Raw genomic sequence first — 19,636 nt, 5'->3', positions numbered from 1 at the left:
TCGCGCTTTTTCATCATCATAAGATATAAGGAAGAAGCTATCATGAAAGAAGCAAAATGTGAGAGACAAAGACATGAGGGGAAGATACCAAACGAAATGGGACATTCGATTGTGCGAGCGCAGACTCAAAAAACAGGCGAATTCTTATCAATGGTTGTCAATACCGTGAACGATTACCTAAATCAAACGACGCTTGAGTCCTTACAGGCTGAATTGCCTATTGAAAAAGGATACTGCTGTGATGTGCTGAGCACTCTGAGAAGAATGGCAGTATTTTGTGAAGGAGGCGCAGAAGCGTGCCGCCGTCTCCTGATGCAGGAGCCTTTTCAGGAAGCCAGAGCGGAAAAAACACTTTATAATGTGTATCACCAATGCATTGAAGAGTTCTTTATGCCGAAAAAAGACACGTGGTGTGAAAATAGCCGGGCGTCTTATACAGGGGTCAGCGCAATTGAGTTTTATCATGCTGTTCCTGCGTCGCTTGAGCAATTATTATTGCCGTTGAGCGCGGCCTTTCTGAAGATGAGGGAAGAGCTGGCTCATTACGAAGCGTCCGGATCAAGCATGGCGCCAATCAGATAACGTTTACTCTCCCTTTTTCAGGGAGAGTTTTTTATGTTTGCTTCCAGAAATATAATTGTTATTCATAACTGATGGACATGCGCATAAACTTGTACAAACCACCACAAGGACGTGAGCAAACATGCGCATTTTCAAAAAAGCAGTATTCGTGATCATGATTTCTTTTCTTATTGCAACCGTAAATGTGAATACAGCACATGCTGCTATAGATGTCAGTGCAAAGAGCGCGATCATTATTGACGGTGCGTCAGGCAGAGTGTTATATGCCAAGGATGAGCATCAAAAAAGGCGGATCGCGAGCATCACAAAAATTATGACCGCCGTCCTCGCCATCGAATCCGGCAAAATGGATCAAACGGTGACGGTTTCGGCAAATGCTGTCAGAACAGAAGGCTCCGCCATTTATTTAACAGAAGGTCAAAAAGTGAAGCTAAAAGATCTTGTGTATGGCCTGATGCTAAGATCAGGAAACGATGCCGCTGTCGCGATTGCTGAGCATGTCGGTGGGAGCCTCGATGGGTTTGTTTATATGATGAATCAAAAAGCCGAGCAGCTTGGTATGAAAAACACCCGTTTTCAAAACCCGCACGGATTGGACGACCATGAAAATCATTATTCAACAGCCTATGACATGGCCATTTTAACAAAATATGCTATGAAGCTGAAAGACTATCAAAAGATTTCAGGCACAAAAATATACAAAGCGGAAACAATGGAAAGCGTATGGAAAAACAAAAATAAACTGCTGACCATGCTTTATCCGTACAGCACAGGAGGAAAAACAGGCTATACAAAACTTGCAAAACGGACACTGGTCTCTACGGCTTCAAAGGACGGCATTGACCTGATAGCCGTCACCATTAATGACCCTAATGATTGGGATGACCATATGAAGATGTTTAACTATGTGTTTGAGCATTATCAAACCTATTTAGTTGCAAAAAAAGGGGATATTCCAAAGCTGAAAGGCACATTTTATGAATCGAAGGCTTTTATCAAACGTGATATCACCTATTTGCTGACCGAAGAGGAAAAAGAAGATGTGAAAATTAATACCACACTGCTCAAGCCGAAAAAAGCATGGGAAAAAGATGCCTCGAAAATCCCTGACATCGTAGGGCACATGGAGATCATGTTCAACGATGCAACCATCGCAAAAGTGCCGATCTATTATGAAAATGAGCGTCATCAAAAACCGAAGAAACAATTTTTTGAAACGTTTAAATCAATCTTTCTGAATGCGGCAGGCGGAGCAAAATGGTCAATATAATTTGGGTCAGTTTAACCGTGATCGGACTCGTTTTTGCGATGTGCAACGGAACTCTGCAAGATGTAAATGAAGCCGTGTTTAAGGGTGCGAAAGAAGCGATTACGATCTCATTTGGATTGATGAGCGTGCTTGTTTTCTGGCTTGGCCTAATGAAAATCGCCGAGCAGTCAGGGCTTTTGGATATTTTCAGCCGGATGTGCAGACCTTTTATATCTAAACTGTTTCCTGATATACCGCCTGATCACCCGGCGATGGGCTATATTTTATCTAATCTTATGGCGAATTTCTTCGGCCTCGGAAATGCAGCAACTCCGCTTGGCATTAAAGCAATGGAACAAATGAAAAAGCTGAACGGAAACCGATCGGAAGCAAGCCGGTCGATGATTACTTTTTTAGCTGTTAATACGTCCTGCATCACACTCATCCCGACAACGGTGATCGCTGTCCGAATGGCTTATTCCTCCAAAACGCCGACAGATATCGTCGGGCCAAGCATTTTGGCAACGCTTATTTCCGGAATCGGTGCCATTATCATTGATCGGTATTTTTATTACCGCCGCAAAAAGAAGGGAAGGTGAGCGGATGGAAATCATCAACTGGCTGTCTTTAGCCATGATTCCAATCATTATTGCCGGAATTCTTCTTTATGGAACGATCAAAAAGGTTCCGACATATGAATCGTTTGTCGAAGGCGGAAAAGAGGGGATAGAAATCGCCTTTTCCATTATCCCTTATTTAGTCGGAATGCTTGTCGCTATAACTGTTTTCAGATCATCAGGCGCGCTTGATTTTATAATGGATCTTTTAAAACCGGTTTTCTCCGCTATCGGCATCCCTGCTGAAGTAGTGCCGCTTGCTCTGATCCGCCCGATCTCCGGTACGGCCGCACTCGGAATGACGACCGATTTAATTGCAGTATACGGGCCCGATTCCTTTATCGGCAGGCTGGCTTCCGTCATGCAGGGATCTACAGATACAACGCTTTACGTACTGACTGTGTATTTTGGAGCAGTCGGCATTAAAAAAATGGGTGATGCATTAAAGGTGGGACTTCTTGCAGATTTAATCGGCGTAGTTGCATCTATCATCATCGTTACGTTATTATTTGGGAGCGCCTGAAAACGGCGTTTTTTTTAGATTAGGCATAGGAATTTGAAAAAGCTTGTTTGTTAAGGTTGAAAAAAGTAAGATAATACTTGAGGTGAAAGACATGGAAAGACTGCAAAAAGTGATTGCTCATGCCGGAGTTGCGTCGCGCAGAAAGGCAGAAGAGCTGATTAAAGAAGGAAAAGTAAAGGTGAATGGCAAAGTAGTAACAGAGCTAGGTGTTAAGGTCACCGGTTCTGATCAGATTGAGGTAAACGGGTTAAAGGTTGAACGCGAAGAGCCGGTTTACTTTCTCTTATATAAACCAAGAGGCGTTATTTCCGCAGCGCAAGATGATAAAGGACGCAAAGTGGTGACGGACTTTTTTAAAAATATTCCGCAGCGCATATATCCGATTGGGCGTCTGGACTATGATACGAGCGGTCTATTGCTTTTAACCAATGATGGCGAATTCGCCAATAAGCTGATGCACCCTAAGTATGAAATAGACAAAACATACGTGGCGAAGGTGAAAGGAATCCCGCCTAAAGAGCTGCTCAGAAAGCTGGAGCGCGGAATTAGGCTGGAAGAAGGCAAAACAGCGCCTGCTAAAGCGAAGCTGCTGTCTTTGGATAAGAAAAAGCAGACAAGCATTATTCAGCTAACGATCCATGAGGGACGCAACAGACAGGTGCGCCGCATGTTTGAAGCGATCGGACATGAGGTAATCAAGCTGAAGCGTGAGGAATACGCGTTTTTAAACCTGCGAGGCCTGCACACGGGCGATGCCAGAGAGCTTACGCCTCACGAAGTAAAAAGGCTCAGAGCACTGGCGGATCACGGTAAAAACGCTTTCTAAATTTCACATAACCTTCAAAAAGTAAGAAATGTGAAATGAACGTGCAATGATATAATTGAATGGATCTGCAATAGGGGGAAGGGGGCAGTGGACAATGAAGAAAAAAAGGCGTTTATTCATTCGGACCGGCATCCTTCTCGTTTTAATCTGCGCACTCGGCTATACCATTTACAACGCTGTATTTGCCGGCAAAGAGAGTATATCCGAAGGGTCCGACGCACCGAATTTTGTCCTTGAGGATACGAATGGGAAACGTATCGAGCTCAGTGACTTAAAAGGGAAAGGTGTTTTTTTGAATTTCTGGGGTACATGGTGTGAACCGTGCAAAAAAGAGTTTCCTTATATGGCAAACCAATATAAGCATTTTAAAAGCCAAGGTGTTGAAATTGTCGCTGTAAATGTTGGGGAGTCAAAGATAGCAGTACATAATTTTATGAAATCCTACGGAGTCAATTTCCCGGTTGTTCTGGATACAGATCGCCAAGTGCTTGATGCCTATGACGTATCTCCGCTTCCGACAACCTTTTTGATCAATCCGGAAGGAAAAGTTGTCAAGGTGGTGACCGGCACTATGACAGAAAGCATGATACACGATTATATGAATCTCATAAAACCCGGAGAGACTTCGGGATGAAGCAAGTCAAATGTGAATGCGGACATATAAACCCGGTTGGAACCGTTTTATGCGAATCGTGCGGAAGAGCTCTTCAGGAAACTCAACCTCCGCTCGCTGATATGAGATATGACGGAAGCGCAAGACGTTCACAAACCTATAACAAAACGATCATCGACAAAATTTGGAATTTCTTTTCCTCGGTTAAGGTGGGAATATGGCTTATCTTCATAACCCTTGCCGCATCAGCGTTCGGCACCATTTTTCCCCAGGAAGCCTATCTGCCTCCGGGCGCACAGGCTGATACTTATTACAAGGAGCAGTACGGCACGTTCGGCCAGCTTTATTATTTGCTCGGGTTTCATCATTTATATGGTTCTTGGTGGTATTTGCTGCTCATTGCCTCGATCGGCATTTCACTCGTGATTTGCAGCCTTGATCGGGTCATTCCGTTGTACAGAGCGTTAAAAAACCAAGGCGTCAGAAGGAGCCCGGCTTTTTTAAGAAGGCAGCGCTTGTTCAGTGAAACGGTTACTGTACTGAACGGGGAATCGAAAGAAAAGATAGTTGCTCTATTAAAGAAAAAACATTATAGAATCAGAGAAAAAGAGGGCAGCATTCTTGCTGAAAAAGGACGCTTTTCCCGCTGGGGCCCGTATGTCAACCATATTGGATTGATCATCTTTCTGATTGGTGCGATGCTGAGATTTGTGCCTGGCATGTACGTCGATGAGACGCTTTGGGTCAGAGAAGGCGAAACCGCAGCAATTCCAGGTACAGACGGAAAATATTATTTGAAAAACAATCAATTCAGCGTAGAGACCTATAACAGCAAAACGGAAAAAAAGGTATTTGCAGATGCCATTGACAGAGTCGGGGACGGTAGAGTGGCAAAGAACTTTCAAACCGATGCCGTACTCTACAAGAGAGAAGGAAAAATTGTTTATGGCGAGAAGCCGAAGCTGAAAAAAGTAACAGAAGAAGACATCCGTGTCAATCAGCCGCTGCGTTTTGATTCTTTTTCCGTTTACCAAGTGGATTACAAAGAGAATCAGCTTGACCAAATGGTGTTCCAGCTGATTGATAAAAAAACAAAAAAATCCTTTGGGAGCCTGAAGATCAACCTTCTGGATCCAGATTCGGTCTATGATCTTGGCAACGGTTACAAGGTGGAAATCGCCAGCTACCTGCCAGACTTCTATTTTAATCAGGACGGAGAGCCGAGCACAAAAACAAAGATCCCTAACAATCCGGCTTTTGTCTTTAATATCATAACGCCGGACAAACCGAAAGGCGAAAAGAGCTTTGTCGCCATCCAAGAAACCATCGAAGGATCAGGCAATAATAAATACAAGCTGAAATTTGACCATGTCGAAACGAAAAACATTACTGGACTTACAGTCAGAAAGGATCTGACACTCTGGGTGCTTGCTGTCGGCGGAGCCATTTTTATGATCGGTGTCATTCAAGGTATGTACTGGCAGCATCGAAGAATTTGGCTGCACTCACAGGACGGCGCAGTTATGGTAGCGGGGCATACCAATAAAAACTGGTTTGGCCTGAAGAAGGATTTAGCATTTATATTGGCTGATTCCGGACTGACTGAACCGGCGGACCAAAAAGAATTAATCAAAACACAGAAATAGGCGAAAAGGGAGTGATGTCATGGCAGAGCTGAGCGGAAATTTTCTTTATGCGGCCTTTCTTGTGTATTTAATCGCTGTCCCGATTTTCGGCGGGGCCATACGCGGGAATAAAGATAAAAAGGGCAGGCCAAACAGATGGGCCACCATTGGAATCACCCTTTCTATTGTCGGTTTTTTCTGCCACCTTGGATATTTCATCACAAGGTGGGCTGCCAGCGGCCATGCGCCGGTCAGCAATATGTTTGAATTCACCACCGCTTTTGGTATGATGCTTGTTTTGGCGTTTATCATTCTTTATTTTCTCTATAGATTGCCTTCATTAGGCCTGTTTACGCTGTCAATTGCTTTATTGCTGATTGCCTACGCCAGCATGTTTCCGACAGATATCTCGCCTTTAATTCCTTCGCTCCAAAGCAACTGGCTGTATATTCATGTAACAACGGCCGCGCTTGGGCAAGCTATACTTGCCATCAGCTTTGTCGCTGGTGTCATCTTTCTTTTGAAGCATGTAGACCAGACAAAGCCAAGCAAAAAGACCTTCTGGCTTGAAGCGATTATGTTTATCCTGGTCACAACCGTCGCCTTTATTGCAATCACATCAGCATTTCGTCTTGCAGGCTATGAAGCGGAGTTTAACTGGGTGGACAAAAGTAAAGAAAAAAGCGTGATGGTGTACGAAATGCCCGCGCTTGTCGGTCCGCATCAGGGAGAGCTTTTGACCGAAGGAAGAATGGAACCGCTTGTTGATCTTCCCGCGCTTTTCTCAGGCAGAAAAGTGAACACTGTCATTTGGTCATTTGGAGCAGGTCTTGTGTTGTATGGGGCTCTCCGTCTGATCATCAGAAAAAGAATCAGCGCTCTATTACATCCGCTGGTGAAAAACGTCAATCTTGATCTGGTGGATGAGGTTGGGTACAGGGCCGTATCAATCGGATTTCCGATCTTTACACTCGGCGCGCTGATCTTTGCAATGATTTGGGCTCAGCTGGCGTGGACCAGATTTTGGGGCTGGGACCCTAAGGAAGTATGGGCGCTGATCACATTTTTGTTCTATGCCGCTTACTTGCATTTAAGACTGTCAAGAGGCTGGCACGGTGAGAAGTCAGCATGGCTGGCCGTAATCGGTTTTGCTATTATTATGTTTAATTTAATATTCGTAAATCTTGTGCTTGCCGGACTTCATTCTTATGCATAGTCCTTTGAAAGCGACACAGTTCTCAAACTTTCTCACGATTTGATAAAATGAAAGTAACAGAAGGAAAGCAGGGGGAAAACATGGACCAAACGAACGAAACAAAAATATTAGTAGTTGATGACGAAGCCAGAATTCGCCGCCTTTTAAGAATGTATCTTGAACGTGAAAATTATGCTATAGATGAAGCTGAAAATGGTGATGAAGCCATTACCAAAGGGCTAGAAGCCAATTATGACTTAATTTTGCTTGATCTGATGATGCCGGGGACTGATGGAATTGAAGTGTGCCGGCAAATTCGCGAAAAAAAAGCGACACCCATTATCATGCTGACCGCAAAAGGAGAAGAAGCAAACCGGGTGCAGGGGTTTGAAGCGGGAACAGATGATTATATTGTTAAGCCGTTCAGCCCGAGAGAAGTCGTGCTGCGTGTAAAGGCCCTTTTGAGAAGAGCATCCCAAACCTCTTATTTCAATGCCAATACACCGACGAAAAATGTGCTCGTGTTTTCACATCTGTCCATAGACCATGATGCTCACCGCGTAACAGCTGATGGAACAGAAGTGAGCCTGACGCCAAAAGAGTATGAGCTTCTATATTTCTTAGCGAAAACGCCTGACAAGGTGTATGATCGGGAAAAGCTTCTGAAAGAAGTGTGGCAATATGAGTTTTTTGGTGATTTACGGACAGTGGACACTCACGTCAAACGCTTGAGAGAGAAGCTGAACAAGGTATCTCCGGAAGCTGCGAAAAAAATTGTCACCGTATGGGGTGTAGGTTATAAATTTGAGGTCGGCGCTGAATGAAATTTTGGAAAAGCGTAGTAGGCAAGCTGTGGTTTACGATCCTTTCACTCGTCTTGATCGTATTGTTCATTTTAACGGTTCTTTTGCTGGAGTTTATTGAAAACTACCATGTGGAAGAAGCCGAGAATGATTTAACACAGCTTGCGAATAAAGTTGCTGTCATCCTAGAAAATCACGAGGACCAGGCACTGGCAAGGTCAATCACTTGGGAGCTCGCTGATAACTTAACAAGCATTGCCATCATCCAGGATGAGAAGAACCACTGGTATTCTCCGAATGATAAAAATCGCCTGTCGTCTATTACGGTTGAGCAAATACAGCATGACAAAGACTTAAATAAAGCTCTCCAAGATCATAAAAAAGTAAGCAAACGGACGGGACTGAGCGATACAGACACGGATAATGAACGCCTGATTGTAGGTGTCCCGTATGAAAAAGACGGAAAGAAAGGCATGGTCTTTTTATCCCAGTCTTTGCTTGCCGTTAAAGATACAACAAAACATACGACCCGCTATATTTTTCTTGCCGCTGGAATTGCGATTGTGCTGACCACATTTTTCGCATTCTTTTTATCAAGCAGGGTCACATACCCTCTCCGAAAAATGAGAGAAGGCGCGCAGGATTTGGCGAAGGGCAAGTTCGATACAAAAATCCCGATTTTAACTCAGGATGAAATCGGTGAACTGGCGACCGCCTTTAATCAAATGGGCCGGCAGCTTAACTTTCATATCAATGCGCTCAATCAAGAAAAAGAGCAGCTTTCTAACATTTTGAGCAGTATGGCTGACGGGGTTATTACCATTAATATTGACGGTACGATTCTTGTGACCAACCCGCCGGCTGAACGTTTTCTTCAGGCTTGGTATTATGAACAGAACATGAATATTAAAGAAGGCGACAACCTTCCGCCTGAAGCAAAAGAGCTGTTTCAAAACGCTGTCAGCACTGAAAAAGAACAAATGATTGAGATGACGCTTCAAGGCAGATCATGGGTGCTTTTGATGTCGCCGCTTTATGCGGAATCGCACGTCAGAGGAGCGGTTGCCGTACTGCGTGACATGACAGAAGAACGCCGCCTTGATAAGCTGCGGGAGGACTTTATCGCAAATGTCAGTCATGAGCTGAGAACACCGATCTCCATGCTTCAGGGATACAGTGAAGCAATTGTCGATGACATTGCAAGCTCTGAAGAAGACCGGAAAGAAATTGCCCAAATCATTTATGACGAATCGCTCCGAATGGGCCGTTTAGTTAATGATTTACTTGATTTAGCCCGAATGGAATCAGGCCATACAGGCTTACATTATGAAAAAATCAATGTGAATGAGTTTTTAGAAAAGATCATTCGGAAGTTTTCGGGTGTTGCGAAAGAAAAAAATATTGCTTTACATCATGACATTTCTCTCACAGAAGAGGAATTTCTGTTTGATGAAGACAAGATGGAGCAGGTATTTACCAATTTGATTGATAACGCGCTGCGACATACTTCAGCCGGCGGCAGTGTCTCCATTTCAGTCCATTCTGTAAAGGATGGATTGAAAATTGATATCAAAGACTCCGGGTCCGGCATACCGGAAGAAGATCTGCCATTTATCTTTGAGCGGTTTTATAAGGCAGATAAAGCGCGGACAAGGGGCAGAGCAGGAACCGGGTTAGGGCTGGCTATCGTTAAAAATATCGTGGAAGCCCACAACGGATCAATTACTGTGCACAGCCGAATAGATAAAGGAACAACATTTACTTTTTATATTCCGACAAAACGGTAAAATCGAGTCTGAATTTGCCGAAGAATCTTGTTCCATAAGAAACACCCGCTGACTGAGCGGGTGTTTTTTTAATAGCTAACATTAATAAAATTTAAGGATATGTTAATATAAATTCCCTTCCAAATTCCAGTTACTCGTAATATAGTTGTAATGTAACTTTTCAAGCTATTCATACGACAAAAAAGTGAACGGAGGGGTTTCAAATGGAAGAAACCTTTCAATTATTATATGATACATATCATCAAGATTTGTACCAATTTTTATTTTATATGGTAAAGGATAAAAACCAGACAGAAGACCTTCTTCAAGAGGTTTATATCCGGGTATTAAATTCTTATCATACGTTTGAAGGAAGAAGCAGTGAAAAAACATGGCTTTTGTCTATCGCACGCCATGTTGCGATAGACTGGTTCCGTAAACAGCAAACAATCAGACAGCGTATACTCGGTACATTTGACTGGGATACACAGGATGTCAGGGATCAGCAATTGCTGCCGGACGAACTTGCGGTTCAACATGAAAATGTCCGGGAAATTTATGCTGCGCTTGATCAATGTACAATCGATCAAAGAGCTGTGATTATCTTGCGGTTTATTCAGGGATATTCAATACAGGAAACAGCCAAGGCTCTGCGCTTCTCGGAAAGCAAAGTAAAAACGACCCAACACAGAGGGCTCAAAGTACTTCGGAAACATATGGAGCTTTTGAGGGAGGAGCTAATGGATGATGAAGTCAGAATGGAACGAAGAACAGATAAAGGAGTTGTTAAGTCAACTTCCGGCAGTTAAAGACCATCGTTCGCCTCAGGATATTTACAAGCGGCTGACGATGGCAAAGCGTAAAAATAAGCCCGCTGTCAGGTGGATTGGCCCCGCGTGTGCCGCTGCAATTGCGGTTTATATCGCCTTCATTATTTCTCCTCATTTCTTTGATCAGGCACAGCCTCAACAAAAAGAAGCGTCCCAAGAGAACGCAGTAACGAAAACTGAGACAGAAGACAGCCCAAAAGCTGCATTATCCCTGGATCATACATCGTTTGTTGTACCTGAAAAGGAACAAGACAATTACATCACTGTAGCAGTTGCTGATGCCGATACATCCGCAATCATACCCGTCAGCATTCAAAAAACAAATGCATACCAAACGATCCAGGACATGCTGACTGTAAGTGGTGAATTGGATATCTTGGATCATGCCATTACAATTCCATCCTTCATAGATGAAGTAGAAATAAAAGAAAAACCAAAGCAGAAGGAATTAAGTATACGAGTCCATCAGCCAGCTACGGCATTTTCTGTAAAAGATGATACACTGTTAAAAAAATTGCTTAAAGAATCCTTAAAATGGAGTCCTTATGAAAAAGTCAAATTTTTATCGGATCAAAATGAGACTGGGGTTCGGATTGGCTCATATGGCACTTTTACGGAAATTTCGATTCCCAAACAGTCAAAACGATCCTACTACTTGTACCAAAATAAACAAGGACAAGACTTTCTCGTTCCGTCAAATAATTCTTTTGATACAGTAAAAGAAGCGATTAAGGAAATGGAATCGAGCAGCCAAGAAGATACGACACCTCTTATTCAAGCGGGTGCTGTCCAATCTGTAACGAAGAAACAGAAACACTTATATATCCGCTTTTCAAAGGACTCAGAAGTTGATGATTCTATTGCCGGTATTTTAATGATTGAGGGACTACTTTTAACGGCAAAAGAGTTTGGCTTCACAGAAGTGACCTTTACGGAAACCAGAACGAAAAAAATCGGCAAATATGACGTATCAGATGCAATTCCGGTACCGGCTGCTCCAAATCCGATTTTCTTAAACTAAAATGGGCCCTTTGAGGCTCTTTTTTAGTTGCTATTCATATAATAGAAATTTTCAAAAAAAAGTTGTACGTGTATAATAAAACAAGGTAACGATTGAAAGGATTTGAGATGAGTGAACGTGTTAACAATTAAAGGAGTTTCCATCGGGGAAGGAATGCCGAAAATCATCGTTCCGCTGATGGGAAAGACGGAAAAACAAATTTTGAATGAAGCAGAGGCAGTAAAATTACTGAATCCGGACATTGTTGAATGGAGAGTCGACGTATTTGAAAAAGCGAATGACAGAGAAGCGGTCACAAAGCTCATTTCTAAGCTTCGTAATTCTTTAGAAGACAAGCTATTTCTATTTACATTCAGAACCCACAAAGAGGGCGGGAGCATGGAGATGGACGAAAGCTCCTATCTTGCTTTGCTGGAATCGGCAATCCAAACAAAAGACATCGATCTGATAGACATCGAATTATTTTCAGGTGATGCAAATGTAAAAGCGTTAGTATCGATGGCGGAAGAAAACAACATCTATGTGGTGATGTCAAATCACGACTTTGAAAAAACGCCTTCGAAAGATGAGATTCTTTCAAGACTTCGGAAAATGCAGGATTTAGGAGCGCATATTCCCAAAATGGCTGTCATGCCGAATGATACTGGAGATCTCCTAACACTGCTTGATGCGACGTATACAATGAAAACAAAATATGCAGACCGCCCTATTATTACAATGTCAATGGCTGCAACAGGGCTCATCAGCAGGCTGAGCGGTGAGGTTTTTGGATCGGCTTGTACTTTTGGAGCTGGAGAAGAGGCGTCCGCACCAGGTCAAATACCTGTTTCTGAGCTAAGGAGTGTCTTAGATATTTTGCATAAAAACACACGGGGATAGAACAATAAAAAAACTCAAGCTATATAGCTTGAGTTTTTTTGATTATGGCAGATCAATGAGCTTCACAGACACAATATCAGGGACATTTGTTAGTTCTTTCACAATTTTATCTTCCAGATGTCTGTCAAAGGAAAGCATCATGATGGCTTCTCCGCCTTTTTCCTTACGGCCAACCTGCATGGTTGCAATGTTAATATCATTATCTCCGAGAATACGTCCTACTCGGCCGATGACACCTGTTGTATCTTGATGCTGGATATACACCAAGTGACCTGTCGGATAAAAATCAATATTAAATCCATTGATCTCGACAATTCGTTCTCCGAAATGAGGAATATACGTAGCCGTTACAGTAAAGGTGCTGCGGTCTCCTGTCACTTTTACGCTGATGCAGTTATCGTATCCAGATTCAGAAGAGGAAATTTTTTCACTGAAGCTGATGCCGCGTTCTTTTGCGACACCCCCGGCATTGACCTCGTTAACAGTAGAGTCAACGCGCGGTTTTAAAAAGCCTGACAGAAGGGCTTTTGTAATGAACGATGTTTCAAGTTTAGCAATTGTGCCTTCATATTGAATGGCAACATCCTGTACTGGTTCTTTCATGCACTGTGATACAAGGCTGCCAATTTTTCCTGCAATTTGATGGTAAGGCTTAATTTTAGCAAATTCATCTTTTGTCATGGCAGGCAGGTTGATAGCTGACATGACAGGCAGGCCTTTTGCGAACTGCAGAACTTCTTCTGACACTTGGGCGGCGACATTGAGCTGTGCTTCTTTCGTTGATGCTCCCAAGTGAGGAGTGGCAATGACTAATGGATGATCAACAAGTTTGTTGTCAACTGGCGGTTCAATTTCGAAAACGTCAAGCGCTGCTCCCGCAACATGCCCGTTTTCCAAAGCTTCGAGAAGTGCTGCTTCATCGATAATTCCGCCTCGCGCACAGTTAATTAAGCGAACGCCTTTTTTCGTTTTTGCAATCGTTTCTTTATTCAATAAGCCTTTTGTTTCTTTTGTTAAAGGCGTGTGAACGGTAATGATATCCGCACTTTCAAGCACTTCTTCAAATGTACGGCTGTTTACGCCGATTTTTTTCGCTCTTTCTTCCGTTAAGAACGGATCAAAAACGTGCACAGTCATACCGAATGCTCTCGCACGCTGTGCAATTTCACTTCCGATTCGGCCTAATCCTACAATACCAAGCGTTTTTCCATAAAGCTCTGAACCGACGTAAGCTGTGCGGTTCCACTCTCTGGATTTCACTGAGATATTAGCCTGCGGAATGTGTCTCATTAAAGAAGAGATCATTGCAAATGTATGCTCAGCTGTCGAAATGGTGTTGCCGTTCGGAGCATTGATCACGATTACCCCGTGTTTCGTAGCCTCATCAATATCGATATTATCGACACCGACACCGGCCCTTCCGACAATTTTTAAAGAAGTCATTTTGTTGAAAAGGTCTTCTGTTACTTTTGTCGCACTTCGCACCAAAAGAGCATCAAAAGTATGTAATTCATCTTCTGCATCTGCTACGTTTTTTTGAACGATTTCAATAAAGTCTGATTCAATAAGTGGCTGTAAACCGTCGTTGCTCATTTTGTCTGAGACCAATACTCGAAACATCGTTAGATTTCCTCCTAAATTGACAAACTAAATATCTGATAATTTAACATATTCTCAAAAGAGTGTCAACGTGTATTGACGCAGTAAAGGATAAAAGTAAAGCCTAATAAATCAATGATCTGACAGCTTGCAGGTAATATATATAATTTGAAGCAATTCTCTATACAGCCAACCAGTTATCGTTTATAATGTAATTAAATTTCATATGATCAATCTTCGGGGCAGGGTGAAATTCCCTACCGGCGGTGATGAGCCAATGGCTCTAAGCCCGCGAGCTGTCTTTACAGCAGGATTCGGTGAGATTCCGGAGCCGACAGTACAGTCTGGATGGGAGAAGATGGAGGTTCATAAGCGTTTTGAAATTGAATTTTTCAAACGTTTCTTTGCCTAGCCTAATTTTCGAAACCCCGCTTTTATATATGAAGCGGTTTTTTTATTGGCTGGAAAAGAACCTTTCCGTTTTCGAGTAAGATGTGATCGAAAAGGAGAGAATGAAGTGAAAGTAAAAAAATTAGTTGTGGTCAGCATGCTGAGCAGCATTGCATTTGTTTTGATGCTGTTAAATTTCCCGTTTCCGGGTCTTCCGGATTATTTGAAAATCGATTTTAGCGACGTTCCCGCTATTATTGCCATTCTGATTTACGGACCTTTGGCGGGTATTGCCGTAGAAGCGATAAAAAATGTTCTTCAGTATATCATTCAGGGAAGCATGGCCGGAGTTCCTGTAGGGCAAGTTGCGAATTTTATTGCAGGAACACTCTTTATATTGCCGACTGCTTTCTTATTTAAAAAACTCAACTCAGCAAAGGGCTTGGCTGTTAGCCTGCTTTTGGGAACTGCAGCGATGACCATTTTAATGAGTATTTTAAATTATGTTCTGATACTTCCGGCATACACGTGGTTTTTACATTCACCGGCATTATCCGACAGCGCGCTAAAAACAGCAGTCGTCGCAGGTATCCTGCCGTTTAACATGATAAAAGGTATTGTAATTACGGTTGTATTCTCACTAATTTTTATCAAGCTTAAGCCATGGATTGAGCAGCAGCGAAGTGCACATATCCATTAAATAAAAAAGCTCCCGTTCGGGAGCTTTTTTTAGTTACTTCTATTCAAATTTAAGCGGGTCGCCTTCAAATGGCTCATCCGCCACTTTGATGGAATCAGTAGGGCATCCTTCAAATGCGTCAATCATATCTTCTTCCAGTACCTCAGGAACTTCGACAACACCTTTGTTTTCATCAAGCGTTACGAACGCGATGCCTTCATCATCGTAATCGTAAATGTCTGGTGCAGCAGCTCCGCAAGCGCCGCATGCAATACATGTATCTTTGTCTACGATTGTGTACTTTGCCATGAATAAAACCTCCCAGATTGTTCTTGGTGGAACAAATGGATCAATCTTTATATTTAATCAATTTAACACCTATTCCTCTTACTTATTGTAATGATGTTGCTGCCACATTTCAACAGAAAAATGATTGAGAATGCTTATCACATAAGGGGTTATCTACATAACATCCCCCTTAATGATGACTTTAAACGTCGATTTCTGTTTGAAATCTGTTAAAATAAAAAGAGCAAATCAACGATTTTTGTCAGGAAGAATGTAGGTGGATAGGTTGTCATTAAATTACTTCGATATTATGGTTCTCGATTGCCTTTGCAAAATAAACGGGGAACGGTCGGGAAGCGCTGTTTTTCACCTATTCAAAGGCAAGAGATCGTCACAAACCATTCAAGATGCCGGCTTATTTCAGACTGCAAAATACTTTGGAATGGCGGCGCAATGTTCGAGAAGCGATGTTTCTGAGTCGCTTGACAAGCTTGAAAAGCATTCATATCTCTCGCCAATGTCTGAAACTGATACATACAAAGTGACAGCCAGCGGCGCAGCAGTTTTAAGGCATGCCCTTAGCGAGCGGCCTTGGCCCGTTCATTGTCACGGCGCTCATTATCAGCAGGCTGCCGGTGTGCTTTGGAAAAGGCTTTCGCTGCTTGTGCAGGTCCTATCCCATAAACAGCAAGGGAGCAGGCAGTATATCCCTGTCACTAAGGATCATAAGACACTTCACTGGGTAAAGAAATACCTGTCCCGGCATACGGATCATATAGAGATGGCAAAAAGCCTTTTTGCCATGCTTGAGGCGCATTTAAAAAAGATTGAAAACAAAGCAGCGCAAATTTTTGTCTACTCCTTAACCTCGCACCATCGGATCGGTTATACGAGCAGGCAGCTTGCTGATACGCTGAAAGAAGATGAATGGTATGTCTATATCATGTTTTGGGCTTCGGTACATTATTTTATTCATTCTCTTCCGGAGTGTGAAGATGCTTTGTTAAAGGATCTCCTTTCTGATGTGCATTTAGATAATGCCCTGACAGAGTCGACGAGGAAAACATGGCAGATGGTCAAACAAGGGTTTCCGATACAGCGAATTGCTGAAATCAGAAAGCTGAAAACAGCGACGATTGAAGACCACATTGTCGAGATTTCTCTCCATGAGCCTACGTTTATGATTAATGATTATGTATCAGCAGAAGACCAGCTCCGAATCGCAAAGTTTGCCAAACGGATGCGGACGAATAAAATCAAACAAATTCGCGACGGGCTGGAACAGCGGTTCAGCTACTTTCAAATCAGACTGGCATTGACAAAGCAGGTGCAGCAATATGACTAAGTTACAGCAAACGTTATATCAGTTTTTTGGTTTTACTTCCTTTAAAAAAGGGCAGCAGGACATTATTGAAAGCATACTCAGCGGGAAGGATACCATTGCAATGCTCCCGACTGGGGGAGGGAAATCGCTTTGCTACCAGCTGCCTGGTTATATGCTTGACGGCATGGTATTAATCGTTTCTCCACTGCTTTCTTTAATGGAGGATCAGGTGCAGCAGCTCAAAGCCCGGGGGGAAAAGCGTGCTGCAGCTTTGAACAGCATGCTTAACAGGCAGGAAAGACAATTTGTTTTAGAACATATTCATCGATATAAATTTTTGTACTTGTCTCCTGAAGCTTTACAGTCTCCATATGTATTGGAAAAATTGAAAAGCGTCCCGATCAGCCTATTTGTTATTGACGAAGCGCATTGTATTTCTGAATGGGGACACGACTTCAGGCCTGATTATTCAAAGCTCGGACAGCTGAGAAAAAAACTTGGACACCCGCCCGTTCTGGCATTGACCGCCACGGCTACAAAGGAAACGCTGCAAGATGTCATGAACCTGCTGGATCTGCAGCATGCTGTACGCCATCTCAACTCAGTCAACCGCCCAAACATCGCACTGAGGGTTGAAAATGCGGCGGACACTGCCGAAAAAATAGATAGGGTCATTCAGCTGGTTGAAAACCTGCAAGGCCCGGGAATTGTTTATTGTCCGACGCGGAAATGGGCTGAGGAATTAGCGGGTGAAATTAAAAGCAAAACGAGCAGCAGAGCCGACTTTTACCATGGCGGTTTGGAGTCAGGGGACAGGATTTTAATTCAGCAGCAGTTTATTCATAACCAGCTTGATGTGATATGTTGTACGAATGCGTTTGGAATGGGTGTCGATAAACCCGATATCAGATATGTGATTCATTTTCACCTCCCGCAGACGGCAGAAGCTTTTATGCAGGAAATCGGTAGAGCGGGCCGCGATGGAAAGCCGAGTGTCAGCATTTTGCTGCGGGCGCCAGGGGATTTTGAATTGCAGGAACAGATTATCCAGATGGAGAGTGTCACAGCTGAAGAAATCGCCGACGTGATCCGTGTGCTAGAGAAGACGGAGGAGCGGGATGAGAGAAGGCTGCGTGACGTATTACTTCAGTATGGCGTCGGAGAGACACAGGCCCGTATGATGATTCATCTCTTTATGCAGGGAAAAACATCAGTTGAACTGATGAAGAAAGAAATTTCATATCGCATGGAGCTGAAGCTGGAAAAAATGCACCGTGTATCATTTTTGCTTCAGCGTGACGGCTGTTTAAGGCAGGCACTGTTAACCTACTTTGATGAATCATACGAGCCTGATGACGGAAACCACCCGTGCTGTTCACATTGCGGTTTTGATTTATCCTTGTATGAACAAAAAGGGGAACGGAGTAAAATGGCGCCATTAGACAGCTGGAGTTCGGAATTGCACCGGATATTCAGCCTGCAGACTGTAGGTGAGCTGAACTGAAACAGCAAAAAGATTATATTCAGCATATGTCTGACCGTGATATGCTGAAGCAGTTATATTTGACGCAGCTACTCATCATCTTTGCCGCTGCTGCAGCAGGACTGTTCTTTTTTGAGGATGTACGGGACGTATTAAAGCTCTGGGACATTCGCGATATGCGAATCATCTGGTATGGTGTTTCTATAGCTGTTATTGTTATTTTAGCCGATATGGCAGTAATGAAATGGTTTCCGTCTCATTTATATGATGACGGCGGAATCAATAAAAAAATATTCAGTAAGAGGTCAATCCCTCATATTATATTTTTAACGCTTCTGATTGCTTTCGCGGAAGAAATGTTATTCAGAGGAGTGCTGCAGACTCATATCGGTTTATGGGCGGCCAGCCTTATATTTGCCGCTCTGCACTTTCGGTATTTGTCAAAATGGCTGTTATTTATTATGGTGACAGCAATCAGCTTTTTGCTCGGTCTGATGTATGAATGGACCGGCAACTTATTTGTTCCGATGACGGCGCATTTTATCATTGATGCCGTGTTTGCCTGTCAGATTCGTTTTGAACATGTGAGGAGGGATAAACATGACGAACATGTCGAGAGTAGAGAGAAGAAAGGCCCAGAATCTTTATGAAGATCAAAACGCCGCATTGGCGGACGATTATGTCGATGATGGAGAAAGCCTTCCGACAAGACAATCTGTAAAAAATCAAAGAGAACAGAAAAAAAAGCAAGGCAAAACAAAAACGCCATTATTCACAGTGCTCGCAGTAATATTTGTATTTGTGCCGGTTATCGTTTTAGTCACCTTATTTTATCTAAAGAGCCACCCGGATAATCATGACGATTATGAAGATGTCTTTATTGACAGCAGCCAAAGCAAATATGAGGTTGTCCCGAAATCAGAGGATAAAAACGATACCGCAGACACTAAAGAAACCGCACTGCAGAAGGAGTCAAAAAAAGAGCCAGAAGATTCCAAGCCAAAAGAGCCGGCAAAAACAGCTGCTGATAAGAAACAGACTGCTGTAGCGAAAAAAGAAGACTCGGCAAATAAGGAGGAAGCAACCGCCGCGGCTGCTTCCTCTTCCCAATCAACAGTACAACAGCAAGAACAGCAACAGCAGCCGGCTGAGCCAGTTCAAAATGTGCCGAATCGCGTTGTCAAGCACACCGTCCAAAAGAAAGAAACGCTATACCGCATTTCCATGAAGTATTATAAAAGCCGGACAGGAGAAGAAAAAATTCGAGCGTATAATCATCTGAATGGAAATGATGTTTACACCGGACAAGTTTTGGACATCCCCTTAATGGATGAATAGGGTATT

General features: G+C 43.0%; 20 protein-coding genes and 1 riboswitch. Of the genes, 18 read left to right on the top strand and 2 right to left on the bottom strand.

Features of this window, described 5'->3' with window-relative positions; translation table 11 throughout:
- The first annotated feature begins 42 nt into the window (after positions 1-42).
- The 13 genes from MHH79_RS11540 to aroD all read left to right on the top strand — a co-directional run bounded on the left by MHH79_RS11540 (position 43) and on the right by aroD (position 12,529).
- Positions 43-582 (top strand): YpuI family protein, encoded by a 540-nt coding sequence (locus MHH79_RS11540; protein WP_014477219.1) that lies wholly within the window; start codon positions 43-45, stop codon positions 580-582.
- A gap of 121 nt (positions 583-703) precedes the next feature.
- Positions 704-1,852: a D-alanyl-D-alanine carboxypeptidase DacB gene (gene dacB, locus MHH79_RS11535; protein ID WP_015384002.1), complete on the top strand. Its 1,149-nt coding sequence runs from the start codon at positions 704-706 to the stop codon at positions 1,850-1,852.
- On the top strand, positions 1,840-2,430 hold the full coding sequence (gene spmA / locus MHH79_RS11530) for a spore maturation protein SpmA (RefSeq protein ID WP_004398980.1): 591 nt from the start codon (positions 1,840-1,842) through the stop codon (positions 2,428-2,430). Before dacB ends, spmA begins: the two co-directional genes overlap by 13 nt.
- 4 nt (positions 2,431-2,434) lie before the next feature.
- A complete protein-coding gene (gene spmB, locus MHH79_RS11525) occupies positions 2,435-2,971 on the top strand; it encodes a spore maturation protein SpmB (protein ID WP_003223896.1) in 537 nt (178 codons plus the stop codon).
- A gap of 91 nt (positions 2,972-3,062) precedes the next feature.
- Positions 3,063-3,797 (top strand): 23S rRNA pseudouridine(2605) synthase RluB, encoded by a 735-nt coding sequence (rluB, locus tag MHH79_RS11520; RefSeq protein WP_004398815.1) that lies wholly within the window; start codon positions 3,063-3,065, stop codon positions 3,795-3,797.
- Between the two features lie 94 nt (positions 3,798-3,891).
- Entirely contained in the window at positions 3,892-4,431 is a 540-nt protein-coding gene (gene resA, locus MHH79_RS11515; RefSeq protein WP_003230513.1) for a thiol-disulfide oxidoreductase ResA, read from the top strand.
- Positions 4,428-6,056, top strand: coding sequence for a cytochrome c biogenesis protein ResB (gene resB, locus MHH79_RS11510; RefSeq protein WP_063335248.1), 1,629 nt, complete (start codon positions 4,428-4,430; stop codon positions 6,054-6,056). The genes resA and resB overlap by 4 nt, the downstream gene beginning before the upstream one ends.
- A gap of 19 nt (positions 6,057-6,075) precedes the next feature.
- On the top strand, positions 6,076-7,251 hold the full coding sequence (gene resC, locus MHH79_RS11505; RefSeq protein WP_047182822.1) for a cytochrome c biogenesis protein ResC: 1,176 nt from the start codon (positions 6,076-6,078) through the stop codon (positions 7,249-7,251).
- A gap of 80 nt (positions 7,252-7,331) precedes the next feature.
- Positions 7,332-8,054 (top strand): DNA-binding response regulator ResD, encoded by a 723-nt coding sequence (gene resD, locus MHH79_RS11500; RefSeq protein WP_032726061.1) that lies wholly within the window; start codon positions 7,332-7,334, stop codon positions 8,052-8,054.
- Positions 8,051-9,820 carry a sensor histidine kinase ResE gene (resE, locus tag MHH79_RS11495; RefSeq protein WP_063335247.1) on the top strand — a complete coding sequence of 590 codons (1,770 nt, stop codon included), beginning with the start codon at positions 8,051-8,053 and terminating at the stop codon, positions 9,818-9,820. The genes resD and resE overlap by 4 nt, the downstream gene beginning before the upstream one ends.
- Positions 9,821-10,023: 203 nt before the next feature.
- The gene (gene sigX / locus MHH79_RS11490) at positions 10,024-10,608 is read left to right on the top strand and encodes an RNA polymerase sigma factor SigX (RefSeq protein WP_003230521.1); all 585 of its coding nucleotides are present in this window, start codon (positions 10,024-10,026) and stop codon (positions 10,606-10,608) included.
- Positions 10,544-11,650: an anti-sigma-X factor RsiX gene (gene rsiX, locus MHH79_RS11485; RefSeq protein ID WP_309530255.1), complete on the top strand. Its 1,107-nt coding sequence runs from the start codon at positions 10,544-10,546 to the stop codon at positions 11,648-11,650. Before sigX ends, rsiX begins: the two co-directional genes overlap by 65 nt.
- 111 nt (positions 11,651-11,761) lie before the next feature.
- Complete coding sequence (gene aroD, locus MHH79_RS11480) at positions 11,762-12,529, top strand: type I 3-dehydroquinate dehydratase (protein WP_063335245.1); 768 nt, start codon at positions 11,762-11,764, stop codon at positions 12,527-12,529.
- Between the two features lie 42 nt (positions 12,530-12,571).
- On the opposite strand, the gene serA is transcribed toward aroD, so the two are convergent.
- A complete protein-coding gene (gene serA / locus MHH79_RS11475) occupies positions 12,572-14,149 on the bottom strand; it encodes a phosphoglycerate dehydrogenase (RefSeq protein WP_133953222.1) in 1,578 nt (525 codons plus the stop codon).
- 208 nt (positions 14,150-14,357) lie between these two features.
- A riboswitch (FMN riboswitch) is annotated at positions 14,358-14,492 on the top strand.
- A gap of 153 nt (positions 14,493-14,645) precedes the next feature.
- Here serA and fmnP point away from each other — a divergent pair.
- Positions 14,646-15,218: a riboflavin transporter FmnP gene (gene fmnP / locus MHH79_RS11470; RefSeq protein WP_004399159.1), complete on the top strand. Its 573-nt coding sequence runs from the start codon at positions 14,646-14,648 to the stop codon at positions 15,216-15,218.
- Between the two features lie 39 nt (positions 15,219-15,257).
- Here the strand turns inward: fmnP and MHH79_RS11465 are convergent, their stop codons facing one another.
- Positions 15,258-15,506, bottom strand: coding sequence for a ferredoxin (locus MHH79_RS11465; protein WP_003225461.1), 249 nt, complete (start codon positions 15,504-15,506; stop codon positions 15,258-15,260).
- Between the two features lie 265 nt (positions 15,507-15,771).
- Between MHH79_RS11465 and MHH79_RS11460 the strand changes: the two genes are divergently transcribed.
- From MHH79_RS11460 to MHH79_RS11445, 4 genes are read left to right on the top strand one after another with little or no spacing between them, the layout of a single operon-like run.
- Complete coding sequence (locus MHH79_RS11460; RefSeq protein ID WP_100506335.1) at positions 15,772-16,830, top strand: helix-turn-helix domain-containing protein; 1,059 nt, start codon at positions 15,772-15,774, stop codon at positions 16,828-16,830.
- Positions 16,823-18,313, top strand: coding sequence for an ATP-dependent DNA helicase RecQ (locus tag MHH79_RS11455; RefSeq protein WP_309530256.1), 1,491 nt, complete (start codon positions 16,823-16,825; stop codon positions 18,311-18,313). The genes MHH79_RS11460 and MHH79_RS11455 overlap by 8 nt, the downstream gene beginning before the upstream one ends.
- A 26-nt stretch (positions 18,314-18,339) precedes the next feature.
- Positions 18,340-18,942, top strand: a complete 603-nt coding sequence (locus MHH79_RS11450; RefSeq protein WP_015483389.1) for a CPBP family intramembrane glutamic endopeptidase — start codon at positions 18,340-18,342, stop codon at positions 18,940-18,942.
- The gene (locus MHH79_RS11445; protein WP_100506337.1) at positions 18,893-19,630 is read left to right on the top strand and encodes a LysM peptidoglycan-binding domain-containing protein; all 738 of its coding nucleotides are present in this window, start codon (positions 18,893-18,895) and stop codon (positions 19,628-19,630) included. Before MHH79_RS11450 ends, MHH79_RS11445 begins: the two co-directional genes overlap by 50 nt.
- Positions 19,631-19,636 lie beyond the last annotated feature (6 nt).

Origin of the sequence: Bacillus sp. FSL K6-0993, from assembly GCF_037977205.1 — a bacterium.
GTDB classification, from domain to species: domain Bacteria; phylum Bacillota; class Bacilli; order Bacillales; family Bacillaceae; genus Bacillus; species Bacillus subtilis.
This window is presented reverse-complemented; position numbering and strand designations above follow the sequence as displayed.